The organism is Holdemania filiformis DSM 12042, assembly GCF_000157995.1.
Taxonomy (GTDB): Bacteria; Bacillota_I; Bacilli_A; order Erysipelotrichales; family Erysipelotrichaceae; genus Holdemania; species Holdemania filiformis.
This window is the reverse complement of the sequence record NZ_GG657561.1, coordinates 265,213-285,231: the sequence shown is the minus strand read 5'-3', so window position 1 is coordinate 285,231 and position 20,019 is coordinate 265,213. Positions and strand designations below refer to the sequence as shown.

Sequence of the window (20,019 nt, the reverse complement as noted above, 5' to 3'; positions counted from 1 at the left end):
ATAGCGGGGGTGGCGGGTGATGTCGTATTTCTCGCTGAAAAACGGCCTTACGCCACGCACCTGCAAAATACACTTGCCTCCATCCATCGTTGCAATTTCGTCTTGGCTCATCAGCTCCTTTCCGAGTTTTTGGTAGTTCAGTCCGTGGGAGGTCTGCGCGCCCCGGTTCTCGCTCTGGTTGTAGCTGTCAATGGTTTCCTTGCCCAGCACCTCCGCGATCTCCTTGGCGTTCTTGCCCCTGCCACTAAGGAACAGTGTACAGTCGCAGTTGTCGGAAATGATTTCCGCCGCGTCCTTGTAAATGGCCTTTAGCTGCGACTGGCTCTGCAAAATAATAGAAGCCGAGATCTCCCGGCTTCGGATGGTGGCGATCAGCTTATCAAAGTTTGGAATCTGGCCGATGTTGGCAAACTCGTCCAGAATCAGCCGCACATGGACGGGCAGCCGCCCGCCGTATTTGTCATCGGCCCGGTCACACAAAAGGTTGATAAGCTGGCTTTGCACCATTGCCAGAATGAAATTAAAGGTCGTGTCCGTGTCCGACATAATCAGGAACAGGGCCGTTTTTTTGTCCCCGATGGTGTCAAGTTCCAGTTCGTCGTCCTCCATCAGCTCCCGCACCTCCCGGATGTCAAAGGGCGCTAATCTGGCTCCGCAGCTTATCAAAATGGAGCTGCGGGTCTTGCCTGCCGACAGCAGGAATTTACGGTACTGACGCACCGCAAAATGTTCCGGATCTTTTTCTTCCAGCCGTTCAAACATCTGGTCTACCGGGGATTGAAATTCCGGGTCGTCCTCGCGGGCTTCACTGGTATTTATCATTTCAAGCAGCGTAGTGAAATTCATTTCATCGTCCGGCGCTTCGTACCAGATATAGCCAATGAGGGCCGAATACAGCAGGCGTTCCGATTTGATCCAAAAATCCTCGGCGCTCTTTTCGCCCTCGCCCTTGGTGTTGCAGATCAGCGTGTTTACCAGCTTCAAAATGTCCTTTTCCGAATGGATGTAGCGAAACGGGTTGTAGCGCATACTCTTGGAAAAGTTGATGGTATTCAGCACTTTCACCCGGTAGCCGCACCGCACAAGGAGCTGGCCCACCTCGCCGATCAGACTTCCTTTTGGGTCTGTGATTACGAATGAGGTCGGGTAGTCCTTGGACACGCACTGCATAAGGTTGGGCTTCACAAAGAACCGGGTCTTGCCGCTGCCGGAACCGCCGATCACCAGCACATTTTTATTCCGGGCGGTCTTGGGGTCTTTGGGCCGGTTGTTCATGGTGAGGCGTTCCGTCTGGGTCAGGAGGATGTTGTTGTCAAACACCGGGTCGATGTACGGGGCTATATCTTTGGGGCCGCCCCATGAAGCGTTTTGTCAAGTGCTTTTTTGAGTTATTGACGCAAATTATCGTGAAAGTGCGAAAGTGCAAAGTGCAAAGGGTCTGCGTTTTGCACTTTCAGCTTGCGGGTTCGGGTGGTTGCTTCTTCTTGATGAAGTTATACCATTGACCGCCGACACGCCTTGCGCCTAAAATGCCGCCCATGTTGCGCTTGGCGTTCTGTACCGTCCTTTCGGATATTCCGGCTTCGGCTGCGGCTTTCTCTATGTCCTCGCTGGCAAGCTCTTTCCCGTCTGCCAACAGGTCAAGTATCAGCCGTTCAGCCTGTTCGGTCTTGGTGGCGGTGTTCCCACCCGCGCCGGACAGCAGCTCGTCAGCGGTGATGTCGTATTCGCCTATCCACGAAAAGCCCGTTTCCGGGTCAAGGCAAAAGGCTACGGGCTTTCCCTCCGGCGCAAGGGAAGATTTGTCATGGACGATAACGCGCACATTCGATTCTCGCTTTACGCGCCCAATAAGAAGCACGCTCCGGGCGGCTGCGCGGAAGTCAATAGAACCTAAACCCCGGTATGCGCTCTGTCCTCCGGCGGCTTTGTTCAGGTGTCCGATAAGGATAATAGCGCACCCGGTACGCTCGGCAACTTCGGCAAGGCGGCGAAAAATGGGGCGCACCTCGTTTGCCTTGTTCATGTCGGCTTTGTCGCCCATATACGCCTGTATGGGGTCAAGGATAATCAGACGCGCTCCATTCTGCATGATTGCTTTCTCTATGCGCTCGTCGGACAGGGTAAGCTCCCGTTTTGCTTCATCAATCACAAGTACGCGGTCAAGGTCGGCTTCTGCTTCCATCAAGCGGGGCTTGACGGTATCGCCCAGCCCGTCCTCGGCGGTCTGGTAAATCACTTGGAATGGCGGCAAGGGCTTCATTCCCGGCAGTGTTCCCCCGGTGGTGCAGGCGGCGGCAAGGCGCAGGGCAAAGGTGGTCTTTCCCTCACCGGGGTTGCCTTGCACAATGGTTACTTTCCCGAAAGGGATATACGGCTCCCATAGCCATTCGACGGTCTGTGTGTCAACCTCGCTCATGCGGATAATCTCAACCGTTTCTTCCTGCGGCGGCTCTTTCAGTCCATAGACCGCTTCGCGGAGATACTTCCCGTCTGTGATTTCTCCCCTGCGCGTCTGTACCTCATTCCAGTCTTTGAAAAGAGGGATAAGGCGGTGGACGGTCAAGCCCTCCGGCATAAGCTCCACAAGGCGGCTGCAAGCGTCGTTTCCGGCTTGGTCGCTATCAAGGCAGAGATAGACGGTCTGAATGTCTGGACGGTCAGAGAGGAAACGCAGCAGGGCTTTTTCTCCCACGCCGCCCAGTGCAAGGTAGCTTTGTTTCTGCCATTCCTTTTTGAACAGGCAGAGGAAAGATAACAGGTCTATCGGGGCTTCAAAAACAAACAATCTTTCGCCCTCGCCCCGGTAGCAGAAGTTAAAGGCTTTGTCGCTGCCTTTCACATCAAGCCGGAAGTTTCCCGCCGTTCCCTTGCTGTGGGCGTAGCGCGGTATTCCGTCCTCGTCCCGCCCCACAAATACGGCGTTGTGGTGGGCTGCATCCTCGTAAATATCGCCGCTGGCAAAGAAAAAGCCCGACACATCTTCATCAATGCGGCGGGCGGCTGTGAGGTAGTTCCTCGCTGTGCGGTTGTCGGTGCTGCGGGGTGGCAGTCGGAAGTCAGAAAAGGACGCGGGGATTGGTCTGTCCGGCGGCGGGGCTGCGCCTTTTTCTCCTGTCAGCATCTCAACGGCTTCGGTAAAGCTCTTTCCGTAAAACTCCATGACAAAATCAATGGGTGCGCCGCCCTTGCTCTGGCTGTGGCGATACCATTTGTTTCCCCGGACGGTCAAGCTGTTGTGCCGCTTCCAGCGGTATTCGTTTCCGGCGCGGATAAGCTGCTCGCCCTGTGATTGCAGGAAAGAAACAAGGTCGGCTTGGTTGGCGCGGTCTATCTGTTCTTGGGTGTAATACATAAAAGTTCAACTCCTTTCAGCGGTCTATATCGTGCCGCTTGGTGCGGCTCTGCGTCTGCTCCGGCTGGTCGGCGCGGAGTGCAATATCCACGCACCTGCGGATTTTTTGAAGCTCGGCAACCTCGGCGCGGGTAGCTTTCAGTTTGGTGTAGTCGGTATCTCTCTGCTCTTTGAGGTCGGCGTATTCCTGTTTCCATTTGGAGATAGGCAGCGTCTTTATATCCGTCAGATTTGCATGGAGATAGCGGCTTGCTGCGTTCCATAGGGTCAGCTCGGCGCGGTGGGCTTCCTCATACTTATCCCGTTTGTTCGTCCAGCCATTTTTCAACTTTTTCAGTTCGGCATGAATGGGCTTGTACTGCAAATAATTCTCGCCATTCTCTATCAGCTTTTGCAGTTCTTTCATGCGCTGCTCGGCGGTTTTCATTCCCTCCCGGATAGCGTCGGCCTGTTCGCTGACAGAGGAAAGGGCTGCGTCCAACTCGTCAAGGGTAGAGATACCATGCTCGGAAAGATAGTTGACCGCTGCCGCTATGGTTTTCAGTTCATCGGCTGTGTGCTGTTGTTGCCAACGCTGCGAATACTTCCGGCTCTTTTCTCTCTGAACGCTCAAATACTTCATCAACAGATTTGCAAGGTTGGGAGATTGCGGCGGCTGCTTCGGGGCGGTTTCCCACACTTTGAACAGGTCGGCAATCCATTCTTTGAGCTTCCCAATCTGCGCCCGGATTTCCCGGATAAGGCGGTTTGTCTTTTGAATACTGCGGTTCAGTGCGCCTTTCTCGGTGGCGATACCTTTCTTCTCCATCTGGCAAGCCGCCACGCCCATGTGGACGGTGGGCAGCTCGTCTATGCCGCGCTCGGCGTTGCTGCGGTGGTCGATACGCTCCGGGCTTCCGGCACGCTCAAGATAGTCGTTTGAAATATCAGCCCATGCCTTGCGCCAAACAAGCGCATTCTCTTGGCTGTTCCAGCCCGTGAGGTCAACCTTGTGCGTCTTATATCTGCCGCTTGGCAAGCGGATACGCTCGCCGTTTTCGTCAAGGTCATATTCCTTTTTGGACTTTGCCGCCCACGCGCCGTGCTCGTCAAGTGGTCGCATAGTCAGCATGATATGACAATGGGGATTGCCGCTGTCGGTGTCGTGAATGGCAAAGTCAACGCACATTCCTCTGGAAACAAATTGAGAGGAACAGTATTCCCGGACAAGCCGGATCTGTTCCTCTCTGGATAATTCTATGGGGAGCGCCGCGTCAATCTCACGCGCAAGCTGGGCGTTCCCGGCTTTCTCGTAAAGCTCCACGCTGTTCCACAAGGTTGAACGGTCAGAGAATGAGGGCGGGGCATGGGGCGGCAGCATGATTTCTGTATGGACAACGCCGCCTTTGCGGGTGTAGTCATGGGTCATTCCGTCCCATTCGTTTGTCAGCTTTTCGCCGCTTCGGTAGGCGGCTGCGGCAACGGCTGATTTGCCTTTTCCTCGGCTCACAATGCCGATGTTCCAATGATAAATGGCTATGGGTATCACCTCCCGGATAGGATAATAAAACCCACAAAAATGGTACAGACGCCAACGGCGGGTGTACTGTTTTTGTGGGTGTGCAGGGATAGCCGCGAAGCGGCGCAAGGGGTGCAGCCCCTTGTTGCGGCAAAGCCGCCATATCGGAGCGCGGGGAAATCTCCCTGTGCGGAGATAAAGCCCTCGGCAGAGCGCACACGCCCGCAAGGGTGTATAAGTGCGCCCTTTGTTCCAAAGGGATTTATTCGGCGTTCCCGCTTTCGGCTCGTTTTTTCAGATATTCCCGCGCTGGTTCACTCGTCAATGCAAGCTGGAGAAGTGCTGCGGCTTCCTCGTCGGTCATGTTCTTTGCTTCCGGCACAATGCTTTCAAAGACCGCGCCCCGGACGATAAGGCGGTGGCTGCGTGTCCGGCGTTCCTCTTTGGATAACTTCTGACGCAACATCTTTTCCCGGTTCTCAAACTGCCGGATTTTCTTCTTTCCGTCCTCAATCTCGGCTTGCAGCTCCTCGCGGGTTTTCTCTCTTGGCTTTGTCATGGTTGGTCGCTCCTTTCTGCTTCTAAATGTAACATACGGGCAACCGATTAAATCAGTTGCCCGTATGTTTGGTTATTCTACATTAACATATTCGCTATTTAAAATTGGTACATCTTTTAGCTCTATGCACTTCCAATATGGGTTATTACGATGTTCCAAAGTAAAGCTCCGTCGAAGTATTAACCAGCCCTCATAATCCCCTGTACCATTCAAAGTATATTCCCCCGCGTATTGTTCAGCATCTGTGGCTTTAACGGCAAATGTGAACTCGCCCGACACCGAGGTTTCCGTGGTTTCTAAAAGGGTATGGTCTAACAGCTTATAATCTTCAATCCGATAGCTATTGTCCGACGGAAGGTTTTCCAAATATTCCCCGTAAGTATTTTCTACGAAAGTAATCCCAGCTTCTTCTGCTCCCTCGTCAGTTTCTGCACTAACCCAAATATTTCGGTAATCTTCTTTCGCTTTGATTTTAATGTTGTTGCATTGTGCAATATATGGTTTCTGCGAATAATCAACTTTTGCGGTATTGCCCCTGCCAATTATAACGACATCACCGCTAACAAAATGCAGCACTATATCCTCATTAAATTCGGCTTGCACCATATCGCCAACATTGAATAGATTTTCGTCGGTATTTGCATTATATATATTCTCCTTTGTAATCTCGACGAGAACAGATCGTGGAGAGAACACCTCAACAACTTTGGCCTCAGTAAAAAGCATTACGATACCGCCATTGTTTCCAGCCTCGTTGTAATCATTTGGTCTTAACAAATACATACCACTAATAATAAGGCACAGGCAAGCTACCGCAGCTCCCCACTTAATCCAACCCGGCTTTCTCGCTTTCTTTTTATAGTTGAGGGCTTCGTCAATGTATTTGCTGTCAAGCTCGCTCATGGCCTCGGAAAACTTCTTAGAGTTCATACGAATACCTCTCTTTCTGCTAAATAGCTTTTCATTTTCTGACGGATACGGGTCAGCCGGACGGAGATATTTTTCTCCGAAAGCCCTACAAACTCGGCTATGTCCTTGCAGCTATCGGAAAACCAGTAGCGGCGCATGAAGATAACGCGGTTTTCGAGGGTCAGCGTGTCCAAAAATTCCCCAATGATACGGGCTAATTCTCTGGCCTCAATCTCTGCTTCTACTGTGTTAGGGGCTGCTATGCAGGCTTCGATTTCCTCCATAGCAATCGTGTAATGGCTGCTTCGTTTTGCTGCTTCCTTTCTGTAATAAATCTTCAATGAAATGTTCCGAACTATTTTACAGATATAAGTCAGCAGTGGATTGGGGCGCGCCGGGGGAATCGCGTTCCATGCGCCTAAATAGGCATCGTTTACACATTCTTCCGCATCTTGCCTGCTCCCTACGATATGGTAGGAAAGATTGTGGAAGTCTTTTCCGTATTTTGTGTCCAGTTCCCGTATGCCTTGTTCTGAACGCGCGAAAAACAATTCAATGATATTTTCATCTGTTATCATCACATCGCCTCCTTTCCGGCTTCACCTATATACTACGGTTTTAGCTGCAAATACTACATCAAATCTCAAACTTTTTCAAAAAAATTATATCACACTTTTTTGAATAGTGCGTGACAAGTTATCGGTATGTGCTTTCGCTGCTTTGCTGGCGGCTCTCCGGCGTTCCTCGCTGTATGGGGCGGTCAGACGGAAAGAGAAACGCCCCTTGCGGATTTCAAACTCCATGCAGCCCGTGTCCGGGTCTGCGTCGGTCTGGCGGCACTGGTCGGGGTGCTGTCCGGCATAGGCGGCAAGCCGCTTCTTTAAGTCGGTGTTGTGGGTGCGGATATGGATTAGCGGGTCTTTCTCGTCAAACCAAATATCGGTGGTCTTTTCCTGCTTCGTAAGCCCTGTTCTCATAAACTCTCCTTTCTGCGCCCCTGTTACGCAATAGGGGCATTTTTCGGGTGTTTTTCCCGGCTCTTGACTTGGGGAAAATAAGGATTTTCAAATAGAAACCGCCCGGACAGGGAATGGTTCGTCAGGGCGGCTGTTATCGCAAGATTTCTGTTTTTTCCGGCTCTTGACCGTCAGACGCGGATAAACGTGAGCTGTCGGCAAGCACCAGTTTGAGCAGCTTGTCGCGGAATGTTTCTGTGCTGCTGTGATTGAAAAATAACTCCGCAACAATGGTCTGCCCGTTCCTCTGGGTCGTGATGATACTGTCGGGGGTCTGTTCTGCCATAGGCGGCTCCTTTCTTTGGGCGCAAAAGAGGGATTTCCCGTAGTTCGGAAAATCCCTCTTGGTTGACGGTTATTCTGTTTTACTGTGCGGGCTGTGCGGCTGCCTGTGCCTTTCGCCTTGCCCGGTATTCCCTCGCTTTCATGCGGTCATACTCCCGCTGCTTTTCAAGGTTTCTCGCCCGGTACTCCCTTGAATACTGCCGGTGGTAGGCGCGGCTCTTTTCCTTTTTGGCTTCCTCGATTTCCTCCCGCATTTGCCGGATTTCCTGCTCGGTCGGCTCTGCAAGCTGTGTCACTTCATTCTCAAACTTGCCAATATAATTGAAATATATGCTGATGTGCTGGATTGCGTATCTCGCCCTTTTCTGGTCGCGCTCATGCACTTCAATCCGGCTGATAAACTCGTTGAGAATGGCGGGGGTCAGGTCGGTAAAGGCGGCATGGCGTTCCGTCAGCTTCAAAAACTTCTGCGCCCGTCCTCCCGCGTTCTCGTAAGCGGATAGCTGCTCTTGGAGCGTGGCAAGCTCCGCTTTCAGCGCGTAGTATTCTTCCGAATACTTCTGCGACATCTGCTCATAACGGTCTTGCGGGATCGTGCCGAGGGCGTTGTCCTCATAGAGCTTATTCAGCACCTTGTCAATCTGTTCAAGGCGCGTCGTGATTTGCGGAATACGCTTCTGCTGCTTTTTGGTCTGGTCGGTCTGCTGCATGGCAAGGTTCTTTTTCACTAAGGCTTCAAACTCCGCCCGGTTGCTGATAGAATAGTCCTCGATTTTCTTCAGCACTTCCGCGATGGTCTGCATGAGCAAATCCGCGTCCATGATGTGCGGGGAATGGCATTTGGGGTTCTTGGCTTTCCCCTTGTGGTACTCGCTGCAAAAAGCAACGTGCCGCTTGCCGCCGTTCCGATAATCTATGCGAATGTGCATTTTTGCGCCGCAGTCTTTACAGAAAAGCAAGCCGGACAGAGGGTGGATTTCCCCGTCCCCGTTGGGGCGTTTGACGGGTGCGTTTTCCAAAATCCGCTGTACGGTTTCAAAATCGCTGCGGCTGATAATCGGCTCATGCACATTTTCTGTGATGTGCCACTGGCTCCGGTCTACATAGTGGTTATGTTTATCCCGGAAATGCTTTGTGGTCTTGAAGTTGACCACATCGCCGCAATACTCCTGCCGTGTGAGGATATTGGTCAAGGTGGCTTTGTTCCACTTGCAGCGGTTATCCTCGTTGAGTGTCTTATTTTTACAGGTTCCCCGCCCCCGGTCTTTCATATAGAAAGTGGGGGTAGGGATTTGCTCGTTTTTCAGATGCACGGCGATTTGGTTTCGGTTCTTCCCGCCGATAAACAGACGGAAAATCAAACGGACAACCTCGGCGGCTTCTTCGTCGATTATCCAAAAATCCTTGTTGTCCGGGTCTTTGACATAACCGTAAGGGGCTTCGGTGACAATCGGCTTTCCGCTCATGCCTTTGGTCTTAATGCCTGTTTTCACTTTCTTGCTGATGTCCTTTGCGTACCACTCCGACATGATGTTGATAAAGGGCGCGAACTCCAGCGTGTCGGGCTTCTCGCTGTCTATCCCGTTGTTGACCGCGATAAAACGCACATTGTTCCGTCTGAATATCTCCATCGCGTTGCCGACTTGGAGATAGTCACGCCCCCAGCGGGTAAGGTCTTTCATAATGCAGACACCGATTTTCCCGTTTTCCACATCGTCCATCATGCGGGAGTAGGCGGAACGGTCAAAAAACCTGCCGCTTTCGTCATCGTCAATGTAGTGCCGGATATTGGTTAGGTGCTGCCCTCTGGCATAGTTCTCCAAAAATATTTTTTGGTTCTGTATGCTGTTGCTCTCGCCGCCGTCCCTGTCCTCGTCGCCCACGGAAAGGCGGGAGTAAAGGGCTGTAATTTTGCTATAATCAGTCATGTGCATAACCTCCTGTGCGTCCATGTATGTGTCATTTACACTTAAAATTATGCACTCCAACGGGCGCTGCCGTACTCGACACCCCGGCGGTATTTCTTGGCGTTCTTGCTCTTGCAGTACACCATCAGGCGCAATGCCACCGCACCGGCCACGCCCACCGCCAGATCGAACAGGTGGAAGCTGGGGGCGGCGCTTTCAAAGGCAAGGGAAAAGCCGTCCGCAAGGTGCAGCAGTTTTTCCGACAAGTCCGCCCCAGCCGCCAGCCGGTAGGTCTGTCCCAGCTTGCCGAACAGGTAAACAAACAGCAGGTAGGGCAGGTTGGCAATTATCAGTTTTTTCATTTCCGGCTTCATCGTGACAGCCCCCTTTCCTTGATTTTCTCCTTGGCCTGCTGGCTGCTTCTGGCCGCTGTCTTTCCTTTCAGGACGGCAAGGGTCTTTCGGATGGAGGGGCGTTCCTGCTGTTTGAGCTTCTTGGCCGTAAACTCCTTAAACGCCTGTTCCAGATTGTCCGCCTGCTTGGATTTGAAGATCACGATATACCGGGGCGGATGGGTAGTGCGGTCTTTCCGCAAGGTAAAATCAATGTCGTATTTCTTGGCGCAGGGCTTAAATAAGCCAATGTTGGCGTCGGTGATCTCAATGTTGGACAGGGCGGAACCGTCCTTTTTGAGCTGCCGTAAGCTCTGCTGGCCGTGATGGGCCTTGCCCGTCCCTTTCTGCCGGGCGGCCAGATATTTTCGGATGGCCGCTTGCAGCACTTGGGCGGTGAGCTTGCCCGTCTTAACCGCTAACGCTATGGTTTTCTGGTCTACTTCTTCCTGCAACTGCTATCCCTCCTTGGAAAGTCAGCAGGCAGGCGGATGGCTTAAATCCGCACCCGCAGGCCGGAGAGGTCGTCGGCATGGATTCCCACCAGATACCAGTTCTCGGCCATTTCAATGCGGGTCGGCCTCCATCTGCCGCCCACCATCACATCAAAAGTTTCTCCGCAGTGCAGGCCGCCGTAATAGTCCGCAAGGTCAAAGCGGATGTCGTAGCGGTCTGTCTGCTCGTCAAAAATCAAAGCACCCTGTTTCATAGGGCCGTCCTCCTTTCAGATTTTGCCTGTGTTCATGTCGTGGGCCACCAGCGCCGTGTAATAGCCGTTGATGGTGCTTGGGGCGTTGAACAGAACCGCCAGCAGGTATTTTTTGATGTTCCGTATTTCCGTGGTGTTTTTGCTGATACAGTCAAAGACAAACTCAATGTGAGAACTGTTCAGCTTCATCAGCTTGGATTTCACCAGCTCGGCGGGGTAATCGTCCCCGGCAATGCGGATAGTCTTTCGGGCGCTGCATACGGTTTCCACCAGCAAGTCCACAATCTCGTCCAGCATATCCCGGTCAATCCCCTTGGCGTACTGGCAAAGGTGTTCATACTCAATGTTGTCCTTGATGATCTCCCGATAAATCTCTACGGCGCTCTGTGATTTCGCTCCCGTTCCTTTCCGTTCCGGCGGCGCAGCCGCTTCTTCCCCCAAAGGAGAGGGAGGGGAAAGGATAGGAATGGAATCGGTATTTGATCCATCCGTAATTGATTTCTCTTTACTTGATCTATCTTTATTTAATTGCGTTGGTTTTTCCTGCGTAGGCTTTTCCTGCGTTGGATTATCCAATGTTGGATTTTCCAATGTAGGCGAATCCGGCACAGGCTGGGGCTGTTCGTAAATGATGTAATCCGCCCCACGCAGGCGGCCTTGGCTGTCACGCTCACGGGAACGCACGATATAGCCCGCCTGTTCCAGCTCCTTAACCGCCGCCCGGATCGCGTCGATCTGCTCCCGGTTGATAAGGGACAAGCCTTTCAGCGTAAAATCCCAATCCTCCGGCAAGGACAGCATTTGCGACAGCAACCCCTTGGCTTTCAGGGACAAGTCCTTGTTCCGCAGGTGGTGGTTGGACATCACCGTGTAGCCCCGGTTTTTCTCCACTCGAAAAACTGCCATCTCGTCGTCCACTCCTTTCACTTGAAATTTCACCGCGCCGTCAAGGGCGGTGCGCTTGCCCGGCTGGTAGGGACATTCCTCATACACACAAAACTGGTACTTCCAGTGCGGGCGGTAGAAACGGCAGGTGCCGCAGTCCTCCGGCGCTCCGGCCTCGCCGCTGTCAAAATGATCTGCGCCCGGCCTCGTCTGCATGAGCTGTTCAAAGGCCCGGTCGCTGCCGGAAGTAAAGTACATAGGCGGTCGCCTCCTTTCTGGTTTTGGGCAAAAGAAAAGCCGCAGACTTTTTCAAAATCTGCGGCACAGCCCATAAGAAAAGGACACTGTTTTCACAATGTCCTTTTCAATCAACTATTTACTTTTTTGTGTTCCCACACTCCATATCAATGACTACCGAAACCGTGATATAGTCCTCAATGCGCTTATTGCGGAACTTATCACCCTCGGCGTCAAACACCACATGGCGGGAAAAGTGCCTAAATCTAAGGATTTCTACAAGGTTCCTCTTTGTAGCAACACTATTGTCTCCACATGCGACGTCATCGGAAAGAGATCGACCGGTACGATCGTCCGCACCTGATATCCCTCATGTGTCAGATGCCGCAGATCCCGTGCCTGCGTTGACGGATTGCACGAGATATACACAATCCGATCCGGATTTAACCGGCATAACGACTTCAGGAAACGCTCATCCGCACCAGCCCGCGGCGGATCCATAAACACGACATCGTAAGCCTGCCCTTCCCGCGCTGCCTGTTCCATAAACAAACCCGCATCCGCTTCGACAAACCAAGCATTGCGCAGATGGTTCATGCGCGCGTTTTCAATCGCATTTGTGACCGATACCGGATTGACTTCTACGCCGACGACCTCCTTGGCCGCCTTCGCCGCGACCAGGCTGATCGACCCGATTCCGCAATACGCGTCCAGCACCCGTTCCTTGCCGGTCAGATTGGCCAGCTCCATCGCTTTCCCATAGAGGACCTCGGTTTGGACTGAGTTAATTTGATAAAACGACTTCGCGGCGATCGAAAACTTCAGTCCGCAAAGCTCGTCCTGGATTTTTCCGGTCCCCACGAGCACTCGCTCCTGCGATCCCAGAACGACGCTGGTATTGCGGGAATTCACGTTCATGACGATAGTCGTAATTTCCGGATGCCGCTGACGCAGCCGCTGAATCAGCTGCTTGCGGGCCGGAAAGATCGGCGAAGCGCAGACCAGACACACCAGCACCTCGCGGCTCACATGCCCGACGCGAATCAAACAATGCCGGACCAACCCTGTACGCTGATCCTCATCATACGGTTCGATCCGCAATTCCGTCATCAGCTCGCATACCGTGGCGAGAATTTTCTCTGCGATCGGATCCTGGATCCAGCATGACGAATACGCGACCAGCTGATGGCTGTCCTCCTCATAAATCCCGGCGATGACTTTTCCTTTTTTACTGAGCGAAAACGTCGCGATCACCTTGTTGCGGTAAGCCCACGGTTCTGCCATGCCCAAAACATCATGCACCCGGCCATACCGCCCTAAAAGCTGCTGGACCTTTTCCTTTTTCCAGTCCAGCTGGGCAGGATAATCGACATGCTGGAGCTGACATCCGCCGCAGCGGTCAAACACCCGGCAGCGCGGTTTCACCCGCAGCGGACTGTCCGTCAGCCGAACCGCGGATACGACTCGAACGCCCCTTCCCCGTGTATATTCCAATTCAACTTCCTCGCCGGGAAGCAGATTCTCGATCAAAACCTTTTCGTCTTTTATTTTAACAAGCCCTTTGCCGGAAGCATCAAGCTGAATGCACTTTGTCCGAACTGAAGAGATCGGATCCTTTTTCTTTTCTTTCATTTCTATCACCGGTACCATCATATCATAAAATGACCGCAGACGGCAGTGCTTTGTTTCTGACCACTGCATTGCGGGCATGGTATTTTCACAAAGAAAGTGCTATCATGAGCTTAGAGATGAACTGATTCATCCCGGGCAAGAGAAAAGGAGGGTTTCGCATGAATCAAGAACAACTGAACCGAATGCATTCCGCCAAAGGCTTTATCGCCGCTCTGGACCAAAGTGGAGGAAGTACGCCGAAAGCCCTTCGGCTGTATGGAATCGAGGAAGATCAGTACAACGGCGAGGAAGCGATGTTCGATCTGATCCATCAGATGCGCTCACGAATCATCACCAGTCCGGCTTTCACCAGCGAGCATATCCTGGCGGCTATCCTGTTTGAAATGACGATGGACCGCCAGATTGAAGGCCAGTACACCGCCGACTATCTATGGGAAAAGAAAGGCATTCTGCCAATTCTCAAGGTTGACAAAGGTCTGGCTCCGTTAGAGAACGACGTTCAGCTGATGAAGCCGATCGGCAATCTGAAGGGATTGCTGGAGAGAGCAGGCCAGCGGCATATCTTCGGCACAAAGATGCGCTCCGTGATCAAAGGTGCAAATCCGGACGGCATCCGCGCGATTGTTGATCAACAATTTGAAATCGGCCTGGAAATCGCGAAAGCCGGCTTCGTTCCGATTTTGGAACCGGAAGTCGACATTACCCTGCCGGACAAGGAAAAATGCGAGATCCTGCTGAAAGCCGAAATTGAGCGTCATCTGAAAACACTCGAAGCGGATGTCCGCTTAATGTTTAAGCTTTCAATCCCGACGCTTGATGGTTTCTACAGCGATCTGATGAATGATCCGCATGTCGTCCGCGTCGTCGCGTTGTCCGGCGGCTACTCCCGCAAGGAAGCCAACGAAAAACTGGCGCGCAACCCCGGCTTAATCGCCAGCTTCTCCCGGGCGTTGACCGAAGGTCTTAAGGCGCAGCAGACTGATGACGAATTCAACGCGCTGCTGCAGGAATCGATCCAGACAATTTACGACGCCTCCATCCAATAGACAAACGAAGCTTAACCTCTGCAAACAGGACGGATATGGGAAATTCCCGGATTCCGCCCTGTTTTTTCAATTCTTTCCCTCGTTCTTTTGCCTCTGTTTGTTTTACTTTCTACCGGGAAGCCGGGCATTTCGATATTTTTTTCCAGTCTTCGTGCTTATAATTTAAAGCATCACGTAAAGGAGAAAACTATGCGATTACAAGACAAAGTAGTATTGGTTACCGCTTCGACGCGGGGCATCGGCTTAGCGACGGTGCAGGCGTGCGCGAAGGAAGGCGCAATTGTTTACATGGCCGCGCGGAATTTAGAACGGGCCAGCCAGCGGGCTGAGGAATTGAACGCGATGGGCTACCGCGTCCGCACCGTTTATAACGATGCGACCGATTTAGAATCCTACCGCACAATGATCGAAGAAGTCGTCAAGCTGGAAGGCCGGATCGACGTGCTGGTCAACAATTTCGGCACCTCGGATCCCAAGACGGATTTAGACATTGAGCACACGCGCTGGGAGGATTTCCAGGCCACGGTCGATATCAATCTGGCCAGCGTTTTCGTCAGCAGCCAGGCAGTCATTCCGCACATGAAGAAACAAGGCGGCGGCAGCATCGTCAACATCAGCTCCATCGGCGGGCTGACGCCGGATATCGCACGGATCGGTTATGCCGTCAGCAAGGACGCGATCATCTACTTATCAAAAAATATCGCCGTGCAGACCGCCCGCAGCAACATCCGCGTCAACGTAGTCTGCCCGGGCCAGACCGCAACCGATGCCGTAATGAACAACATGTCCAAGGAATTCCAGGATTTCTTCCTGCGGCATACGCCGATCCAGCGCATGGGCAAACCGGAGGAAATCGCGGCAGCCGTGGTTTATTTCGCCAGCGATGATGCGGCCTACACGACCGGTCAGGTCATGGCGGTGCATGGCGGATTCGGCTTGCCGACACCGGTCTATGCCGACATGATCGATTTGAGCGCTGACCGAAAACACTGATCCGAACGTACAATAATAAAAAACGCTGAAGCCGTGCAGGAGTAATCCTGTTCACCTCAGCGTTTTCTTTTCAATTCGAGTATGCGCTTAATTCATTAACACGGCTTCGGCAAGGCCAGAATCTGTTCCCGCAGCAGACGATAGCGTTTCGTTGTTTCCGGGCACATCTGCGCCTCGCGCACATCGCTGCCAAACGCACCGCGGCTGATCAAAATCAATGGCGGGAACTGGATGCGTTTGAACACCGCGCCCTGCATTGTCCGCAGCACCCATTCCAGATCCTGAACAAAAGCTTGCGGCTCATCCAGCCCATAGTATCGCAGCCACCGTCCGATCTCGCTGGTCTGCAGCCGCCCCTGCAAATAATCGTCCATGATTTCCTCAACCCGGCCGCCTGGATATTCCGTCAGCTGGTTAATGAGCCAGTCGTGATAAAACCACTTCATCGGATCGCGCTGGTCATCTTTCAGCTCGGCTGACGGCGGGAATTCCCAGATCAGGCGGTCACCGTCCATTTCCGGAAGCAGGTTAGCCGGAATGATCTCGCGGCCAAACGCCGCATTAATTTGCTTCGCCAGGTCAAACAGCTGGACCTTCGTGCAGTCGGCAATCGGCGACAGTGCGCCGATCGCGTCGCCATACAGCGTGCAGTACCCCAGCGCCGCTTCCACCTTATTACCATTGTTGACGATCACGCCGCCTTCCATTGAAGCAAAGCTTGACAACAAATGACCGCGCAGCCGGGCCTGAATATTTTCCAGCGCCAGCCCTTCCGCCTGCGGATAGCCATAGTCCTGCAGCGTATCGACCGTCGCGTCGACGATCTTTTCAATGCTGCCTTCGCGGATCAAAATCCCCAGGCGTTCCGCCAGCGCCTTCGCGTTGTTTTTCGTCGTCAGGCTGTTATACCGGCTGGCCATGTTGTAGCCGACAACCCGCTGAGCGCCCAGCGCGTAAACCAGAAGCGCCGAAGTGATGCTGCTGTCAAGCCCGCCGGACAAACCGACGATCCATTTCATCTTCGGTGAAAACATCTGCTTGTCAAACTCCCGGATCGCGCTGACCAACGCGCGCATCAGCTTGGTTTCCGGCTGGCGTGTAAGAACTTCGCGCTCATGCAGGCCGACGATCCGGCACTCCGGCTCAAACTGATCGTTCAGCGAAAGCTGGCGTTCACCCTGTTCATCATAAATCGTGCTGTCGCCGTCAAACACCATTACATTTTTGCCGTTGTTCTGCATCCCGCAGGCATTGACATAAACCAGCGGCACAAAGGCTCCCTGCGCCGAAGCGGCATGCTGGCGCACCCGTTTATCCCGCGAGCGTTCTTTATTCAGCGTCCAGGGGGAGCAGGACAGATTCACGATCAGATCGACGTCCTGCTTTAAATAGGCGTCCGTCACATCCAGCGCATAATCCTCGCTCCACAGATCCTCGCAAATCTCAACGCCGATCCGCCAGGTCTTTCCGTCTTTCTCAAACAGAAACGGCCGCAGTCCTTCCTCAACCGGTGTTTGATTCCGCATTGCGATTTCCATTCCGGACAGAAAATATCGGGAATCGTCGAACACCCGGTAATCCGGATTGAGATGCTTGATATACATCCCATCCAAACTGCTGTTTTCCCGTTTCACCCACTGACCGTCAGCACAGAAATAAGCGGCGTTGTAGCGCACCGGGCGTCCGTCACGCCCACGCTGGGCCTGGCCGATCGGCCGGGTTCCCAGATTGCCGTAGAGGATACCGATCCCCTGTGACAGCGCCAGTAGCTCGTCATTCAGACTTTCCAGATACGCGCACCAATCCTGATCCAGCCATTTGTCCTGCAGACAGTAGCCGCTCAGCGCCATCTCCGGAAAGACGATCAGATCTGCTTTCTCCGCTTTCGCCTGTACGATCATTTCACGCATGGCCGCCAGATTTTCCGTCGGCTGGCCCTGTTTAACGTTAATTTGTCCTAACGCGATTTTCATGTTTCTGCCCCCGCTGCTTCTTTTTTAACAGATCGTTCCGCCGGTAATCTTCACGTCTTCCTGATGCTCGATCATCGCTTCGATCGCCACGATCAGACCCTTTACGATCGTATCCAGCTCCATCGACGGCATGCCTTTTTTTGTCGCCGCCTGCGATGGCAGATACGGAATGTGAATGAAACCGGAGCGTTTGCCCGGAAATTCCGTCTCGATCAAATAACGTACGCCATAGGTCACGTGGTTGCAAACAAACGTCCCGGCGCTGTTGGATACGGAAGCCGGAATTCCAGCCTCCTGCATCGCTTTGACCATCGCCTTGATCGGCAGCGTAACAAAATACGCGTCCGGCCCTTCCGGATAAATCGGTTCGTCCACCGGCTGGTTGCCCGCGTTATCCGCGATCCGGCAGTCGTCGACATTAATGCCGACACGCTCCACTGTGATATCCGGCCGGCCGCCGGCCTGACCGATCGAAAGAATCATATCCGGGTCTTCCTTCCGGATCGCTTCCCGGATCACGGCCAGCGATTGATGAACAACCGTTGGGATTTCCAGCTTGACGATCTGCGCACCGCCAATAACCTCCGGCAGCCGTTTTACCGACTCAATGGCCGGATTGATTTTCTCACCGCCAAACGGATCAAAACCTGTCACTAATATTTTCATCACAACGTCCTCCTTTTTATTTATCCGCGGACCAGGGGAATCCGCTTGCGCCCTTTCCCCTGATCTTAATTTATTAAGCTTAGAAAGCCAATACGAGCATCAGCACGACGTGAACGACGATCATGACCAGCGCCATCGGCAGCTGCGCCTTGATCACCGTGTATTTGTTTTTCGTTTCGAGTACTGCCGCCGGCACGATATTGAAGTTCGCCGCCATCGGTGTCATCAGGGTGCCGCAGAAACCGGCCGTCATTCCCAGGGCACCGACGATTGCCGGATCTCCGCCCTGCAGGATCACAAACGGAACGCCAATCCCCACGGTGATGACGGAGAACGCCGCAAACGCATTGCCCATAACCATCGTAAACAGAACCATCCCGGCGACATAAACGATCACGCCCAATACCACGCTGCCCTGCGGCACAACATTCGCCATAATGCTGGAAATCACCGCTCCGACGCCAGCCTCCGTAAAGACGGATCCCAACGCCCCTAACAGCTGCGGCAGCAGGCTCGCCGCACCGACCGTCATCAATAACCGTGCCGTATCGTCACGCGTTTCCGCGAACTTCGGCCGGGTGATCGCCACACCGATCAAGTACGCCAGGATCGAAGCCAGACCGATCGCCAGCGCCGATGGGAAGGTCACGCCGCCCTCCGCAACTTTGAATTTCAGCTGCGCTAAAATCACCGTGATCACCGCTAAGATTCCACCCGCGATGGCCCATTGTACCGCTTGCCGCTGAGCGCGTTTCTTTTCCTCCGACGGCAGCTTTCTCGCCAGGATTCCTTTCACAGCCGCCAAGATCACACACACAGCCGCGGGAATCATGCCCCATAACATCGGAAAAGAAATTACCGGCGTCTTATCTGAAAATTTCAGCATTGACAAAGCCAGGGCAACAACGCCGATCGTGATCGCCGGCAGGAAAATCTTATTGCCCAGCTTGTCCGCCTGCGCCTTGCGGAACGACGCCTCCGACGGCACAAACTTGCCCATCTGCACCTGCTTGGTCGCCGTCAGGCAGCCCAGCACCAGAAGCAGCGCACCGGTCAGCGCATACGGGATATACGGGCCTAAAATAAAGATCAATCCAAGAATCGTCCAGAACACAAACGTGCCGATCCGGCATTTTTCGTTCTGAAGACCGCGCCAGGCCGCGTTGAAGCTGACCAGACCGCACAGACAGAATACAATCTCGCTGCCCCAGTTTAACAGTGTTTTTAAATCCATTACGCCTGCGCCTCCTTTTTCAGCTTGCGGTCCGCTAACAGAACCTGAATGATCGTAAAGATCGTCACAACGATGCCGACCGGAATCGACGCCTGCGCGATCGAGCCGAGCGTGACCTCATAACCGGCCGCCGCCAGCGTCCCCTGGATCAACAGCACGCCGCTGTTGCCTAAAAAGATATTCTGACCGAAGAAATTGCCGTAGTTTTCAACCGCGGCCGCCAAGCCCTTAATCCGCTCGCTCTGTTTTTCGTTCAGCGTTTTTTTAATCGACGTTTCGCCGGCCGCCTCGCTCATCGGCAGGATCAGCGGACGCACAAACTGCACGTGGCCGCCCAGCCGGATCGACATCGCCGAAGCCAGAATCCGCACGACCATATAAATGGATAAGACCTTGCCTGCCGTTGCGTTTTTAATCTTGCCGATCAATTCCGCCGCGCGTTCCTTCATGCCGTAACGCTCAATCAGCGCAATCGCCGGGAAGCTGATCAAAAAGATCGACATCAGACGGTTGTCGACGAACGCCTTGCCCATGATCTCCAGGATCTGAACGAAGTCCAGACCGGACACCAGGCCGGTGACCAGACCAGAAATCAGGACGACCGCAATGACGTCCCATTTTAAGGCAAATCCGACCACGATGATCAGAATGCCGATGAGTTTCAAATATTCCATAACTGAGTTCCTTTCCCTTTTTGAGTATTCCCATTATACCAGATTTTCA

The 20,019-nt window shown here is 53.2% G+C and carries 19 protein-coding genes and 1 pseudogene; 2 read left to right on the top strand and 18 right to left on the bottom strand.

Annotation, left to right across the window (positions count from 1 at the left end; translation table 11 throughout):
* The 14 genes and pseudogenes from HOLDEFILI_RS13990 to rlmD form a co-directional block, all read right to left on the bottom strand.
* Positions 1 to 1,368: pseudogene (locus tag HOLDEFILI_RS13990) on the bottom strand (VirD4-like conjugal transfer protein, CD1115 family); the annotation flags it as partial.
* An 85-nt stretch (positions 1,369 to 1,453) separates the two neighbouring features.
* Complete coding sequence (locus tag HOLDEFILI_RS13985) at positions 1,454 to 3,355, bottom strand: AAA family ATPase (RefSeq protein ID WP_006060450.1); 1,902 nt, start codon at positions 3,353 to 3,355, stop codon at positions 1,454 to 1,456.
* Between the two features lie 16 nt (positions 3,356 to 3,371).
* Complete coding sequence (gene mobQ, locus HOLDEFILI_RS13980; RefSeq protein ID WP_244264336.1) at positions 3,372 to 4,982, bottom strand: MobQ family relaxase; 1,611 nt, start codon at positions 4,980 to 4,982, stop codon at positions 3,372 to 3,374.
* 133 nt (positions 4,983 to 5,115) lie between these two features.
* Positions 5,116 to 5,412, bottom strand: a complete 297-nt coding sequence (locus HOLDEFILI_RS13975) for a DUF3847 domain-containing protein (protein ID WP_006060448.1) — start codon at positions 5,410 to 5,412, stop codon at positions 5,116 to 5,118.
* A gap of 72 nt (positions 5,413 to 5,484) precedes the next feature.
* A complete protein-coding gene (locus tag HOLDEFILI_RS13970; protein WP_006060447.1) occupies positions 5,485 to 6,342 on the bottom strand; it encodes a hypothetical protein in 858 nt (285 codons plus the stop codon).
* Positions 6,339 to 6,899, bottom strand: a complete 561-nt coding sequence (locus tag HOLDEFILI_RS13965) for an RNA polymerase sigma factor (protein WP_006060446.1) — start codon at positions 6,897 to 6,899, stop codon at positions 6,339 to 6,341. Before HOLDEFILI_RS13965 ends, HOLDEFILI_RS13970 begins: the two co-directional genes overlap by 4 nt.
* An 84-nt stretch (positions 6,900 to 6,983) precedes the next feature.
* Entirely contained in the window at positions 6,984 to 7,298 is a 315-nt protein-coding gene (locus tag HOLDEFILI_RS13960) for a hypothetical protein (RefSeq protein ID WP_006060445.1), read from the bottom strand.
* A gap of 133 nt (positions 7,299 to 7,431) precedes the next feature.
* Complete coding sequence (locus HOLDEFILI_RS13955; RefSeq protein ID WP_006060444.1) at positions 7,432 to 7,623, bottom strand: transposon-encoded TnpW family protein; 192 nt, start codon at positions 7,621 to 7,623, stop codon at positions 7,432 to 7,434.
* 79 nt (positions 7,624 to 7,702) lie between these two features.
* Entirely contained in the window at positions 7,703 to 9,550 is a 1,848-nt protein-coding gene (locus HOLDEFILI_RS13950; RefSeq protein ID WP_208854978.1) for a recombinase family protein, read from the bottom strand.
* A gap of 47 nt (positions 9,551 to 9,597) precedes the next feature.
* On the bottom strand, positions 9,598 to 9,903 hold the full coding sequence (locus HOLDEFILI_RS13945) for a hypothetical protein (RefSeq protein ID WP_006060442.1): 306 nt from the start codon (positions 9,901 to 9,903) through the stop codon (positions 9,598 to 9,600).
* Positions 9,900 to 10,376, bottom strand: coding sequence for a PcfB family protein (locus HOLDEFILI_RS13940; protein ID WP_006060441.1), 477 nt, complete (start codon positions 10,374 to 10,376; stop codon positions 9,900 to 9,902). Before HOLDEFILI_RS13940 ends, HOLDEFILI_RS13945 begins: the two co-directional genes overlap by 4 nt.
* A gap of 41 nt (positions 10,377 to 10,417) precedes the next feature.
* Positions 10,418 to 10,630 (bottom strand): DUF5348 domain-containing protein, encoded by a 213-nt coding sequence (locus tag HOLDEFILI_RS13935; protein ID WP_003819042.1) that lies wholly within the window; start codon positions 10,628 to 10,630, stop codon positions 10,418 to 10,420.
* A 15-nt stretch (positions 10,631 to 10,645) separates the two neighbouring features.
* Complete coding sequence (locus HOLDEFILI_RS13930) at positions 10,646 to 11,773, bottom strand: DUF6017 domain-containing protein (protein ID WP_006060440.1); 1,128 nt, start codon at positions 11,771 to 11,773, stop codon at positions 10,646 to 10,648.
* A 255-nt stretch (positions 11,774 to 12,028) separates the two neighbouring features.
* Positions 12,029 to 13,384 carry a 23S rRNA (uracil(1939)-C(5))-methyltransferase RlmD gene (gene rlmD / locus HOLDEFILI_RS13925; protein ID WP_156788953.1) on the bottom strand — a complete coding sequence of 452 codons (1,356 nt, stop codon included), beginning with the start codon at positions 13,382 to 13,384 and terminating at the stop codon, positions 12,029 to 12,031.
* A 158-nt stretch (positions 13,385 to 13,542) separates the two neighbouring features.
* Here rlmD and HOLDEFILI_RS13920 point away from each other — a divergent pair, with 158 nt between their 5' ends.
* Positions 13,543 to 14,430 carry a fructose bisphosphate aldolase gene (locus HOLDEFILI_RS13920; RefSeq protein WP_006060438.1) on the top strand — a complete coding sequence of 296 codons (888 nt, stop codon included), beginning with the start codon at positions 13,543 to 13,545 and terminating at the stop codon, positions 14,428 to 14,430.
* Positions 14,431 to 14,619: 189 nt separating this feature from the next.
* Positions 14,620 to 15,423 (top strand): 7alpha-hydroxysteroid dehydrogenase, encoded by an 804-nt coding sequence (gene hdhA, locus HOLDEFILI_RS13915; protein WP_006060437.1) that lies wholly within the window; start codon positions 14,620 to 14,622, stop codon positions 15,421 to 15,423.
* A 95-nt stretch (positions 15,424 to 15,518) separates the two neighbouring features.
* Here the strand turns inward: hdhA and nadE are convergent, their stop codons facing one another.
* From nadE to HOLDEFILI_RS13895, 4 genes are all read right to left on the bottom strand, one after another.
* Entirely contained in the window at positions 15,519 to 17,396 is a 1,878-nt protein-coding gene (nadE, locus tag HOLDEFILI_RS13910; RefSeq protein ID WP_006060436.1) for an NAD(+) synthase, read from the bottom strand.
* A gap of 24 nt (positions 17,397 to 17,420) precedes the next feature.
* Positions 17,421 to 18,062 (bottom strand): pyroglutamyl-peptidase I, encoded by a 642-nt coding sequence (pcp, locus tag HOLDEFILI_RS13905; protein WP_006060435.1) that lies wholly within the window; start codon positions 18,060 to 18,062, stop codon positions 17,421 to 17,423.
* Between the two features lie 79 nt (positions 18,063 to 18,141).
* Positions 18,142 to 19,296, bottom strand: coding sequence for a DUF979 domain-containing protein (locus HOLDEFILI_RS13900; RefSeq protein ID WP_006060434.1), 1,155 nt, complete (start codon positions 19,294 to 19,296; stop codon positions 18,142 to 18,144).
* Positions 19,296 to 19,970, bottom strand: coding sequence for a DUF969 domain-containing protein (locus HOLDEFILI_RS13895; RefSeq protein ID WP_006060433.1), 675 nt, complete (start codon positions 19,968 to 19,970; stop codon positions 19,296 to 19,298). Before HOLDEFILI_RS13895 ends, HOLDEFILI_RS13900 begins: the two co-directional genes overlap by 1 nt.
* Positions 19,971 to 20,019 lie beyond the last annotated feature (49 nt).

Bases quoted from the DNA above. Each gene is read 5' to 3' on its own strand.
- HOLDEFILI_RS13985 (WP_006060450.1), bottom strand. From the start codon at position 3,355: ATGTATTACACCCAAGAACAGATAGACCGCGCCAACCAAGCCGACCTT.
- HOLDEFILI_RS13975 (WP_006060448.1), bottom strand. From the start codon at position 5,412: ATGACAAAGCCAAGAGAGAAAACCCGCGAGGAGCTGCAAGCCGAGATT.
- HOLDEFILI_RS13970 (WP_006060447.1), bottom strand. From the start codon at position 6,342: ATGAACTCTAAGAAGTTTTCCGAGGCCATGAGCGAGCTTGACAGCAAA.
- HOLDEFILI_RS13965 (WP_006060446.1), bottom strand. From the start codon at position 6,899: ATGATAACAGATGAAAATATCATTGAATTGTTTTTCGCGCGTTCAGAA.
- HOLDEFILI_RS13960 (WP_006060445.1), bottom strand. From the start codon at position 7,298: ATGAGAACAGGGCTTACGAAGCAGGAAAAGACCACCGATATTTGGTTT.
- HOLDEFILI_RS13955 (WP_006060444.1), bottom strand. From the start codon at position 7,623: ATGGCAGAACAGACCCCCGACAGTATCATCACGACCCAGAGGAACGGG.
- HOLDEFILI_RS13950 (WP_208854978.1), bottom strand. From the start codon at position 9,550: ATGACTGATTATAGCAAAATTACAGCCCTTTACTCCCGCCTTTCCGTG.
- HOLDEFILI_RS13945 (WP_006060442.1), bottom strand. From the start codon at position 9,903: ATGAAGCCGGAAATGAAAAAACTGATAATTGCCAACCTGCCCTACCTG.
- HOLDEFILI_RS13935 (WP_003819042.1), bottom strand. From the start codon at position 10,630: ATGAAACAGGGTGCTTTGATTTTTGACGAGCAGACAGACCGCTACGAC.
- HOLDEFILI_RS13930 (WP_006060440.1), bottom strand. From the start codon at position 11,773: ATGTACTTTACTTCCGGCAGCGACCGGGCCTTTGAACAGCTCATGCAG.
- rlmD (WP_156788953.1), bottom strand. From the start codon at position 13,384: ATGAAAGAAAAGAAAAAGGATCCGATCTCTTCAGTTCGGACAAAGTGC.
- HOLDEFILI_RS13920 (WP_006060438.1), top strand. From the start codon at position 13,543: ATGAATCAAGAACAACTGAACCGAATGCATTCCGCCAAAGGCTTTATC.
- hdhA (WP_006060437.1), top strand. From the start codon at position 14,620: ATGCGATTACAAGACAAAGTAGTATTGGTTACCGCTTCGACGCGGGGC.
- nadE (WP_006060436.1), bottom strand. From the start codon at position 17,396: ATGAAAATCGCGTTAGGACAAATTAACGTTAAACAGGGCCAGCCGACG.
- pcp (WP_006060435.1), bottom strand. From the start codon at position 18,062: ATGAAAATATTAGTGACAGGTTTTGATCCGTTTGGCGGTGAGAAAATC.
- HOLDEFILI_RS13900 (WP_006060434.1), bottom strand. From the start codon at position 19,296: ATGGATTTAAAAACACTGTTAAACTGGGGCAGCGAGATTGTATTCTGT.
- HOLDEFILI_RS13895 (WP_006060433.1), bottom strand. From the start codon at position 19,970: ATGGAATATTTGAAACTCATCGGCATTCTGATCATCGTGGTCGGATTT.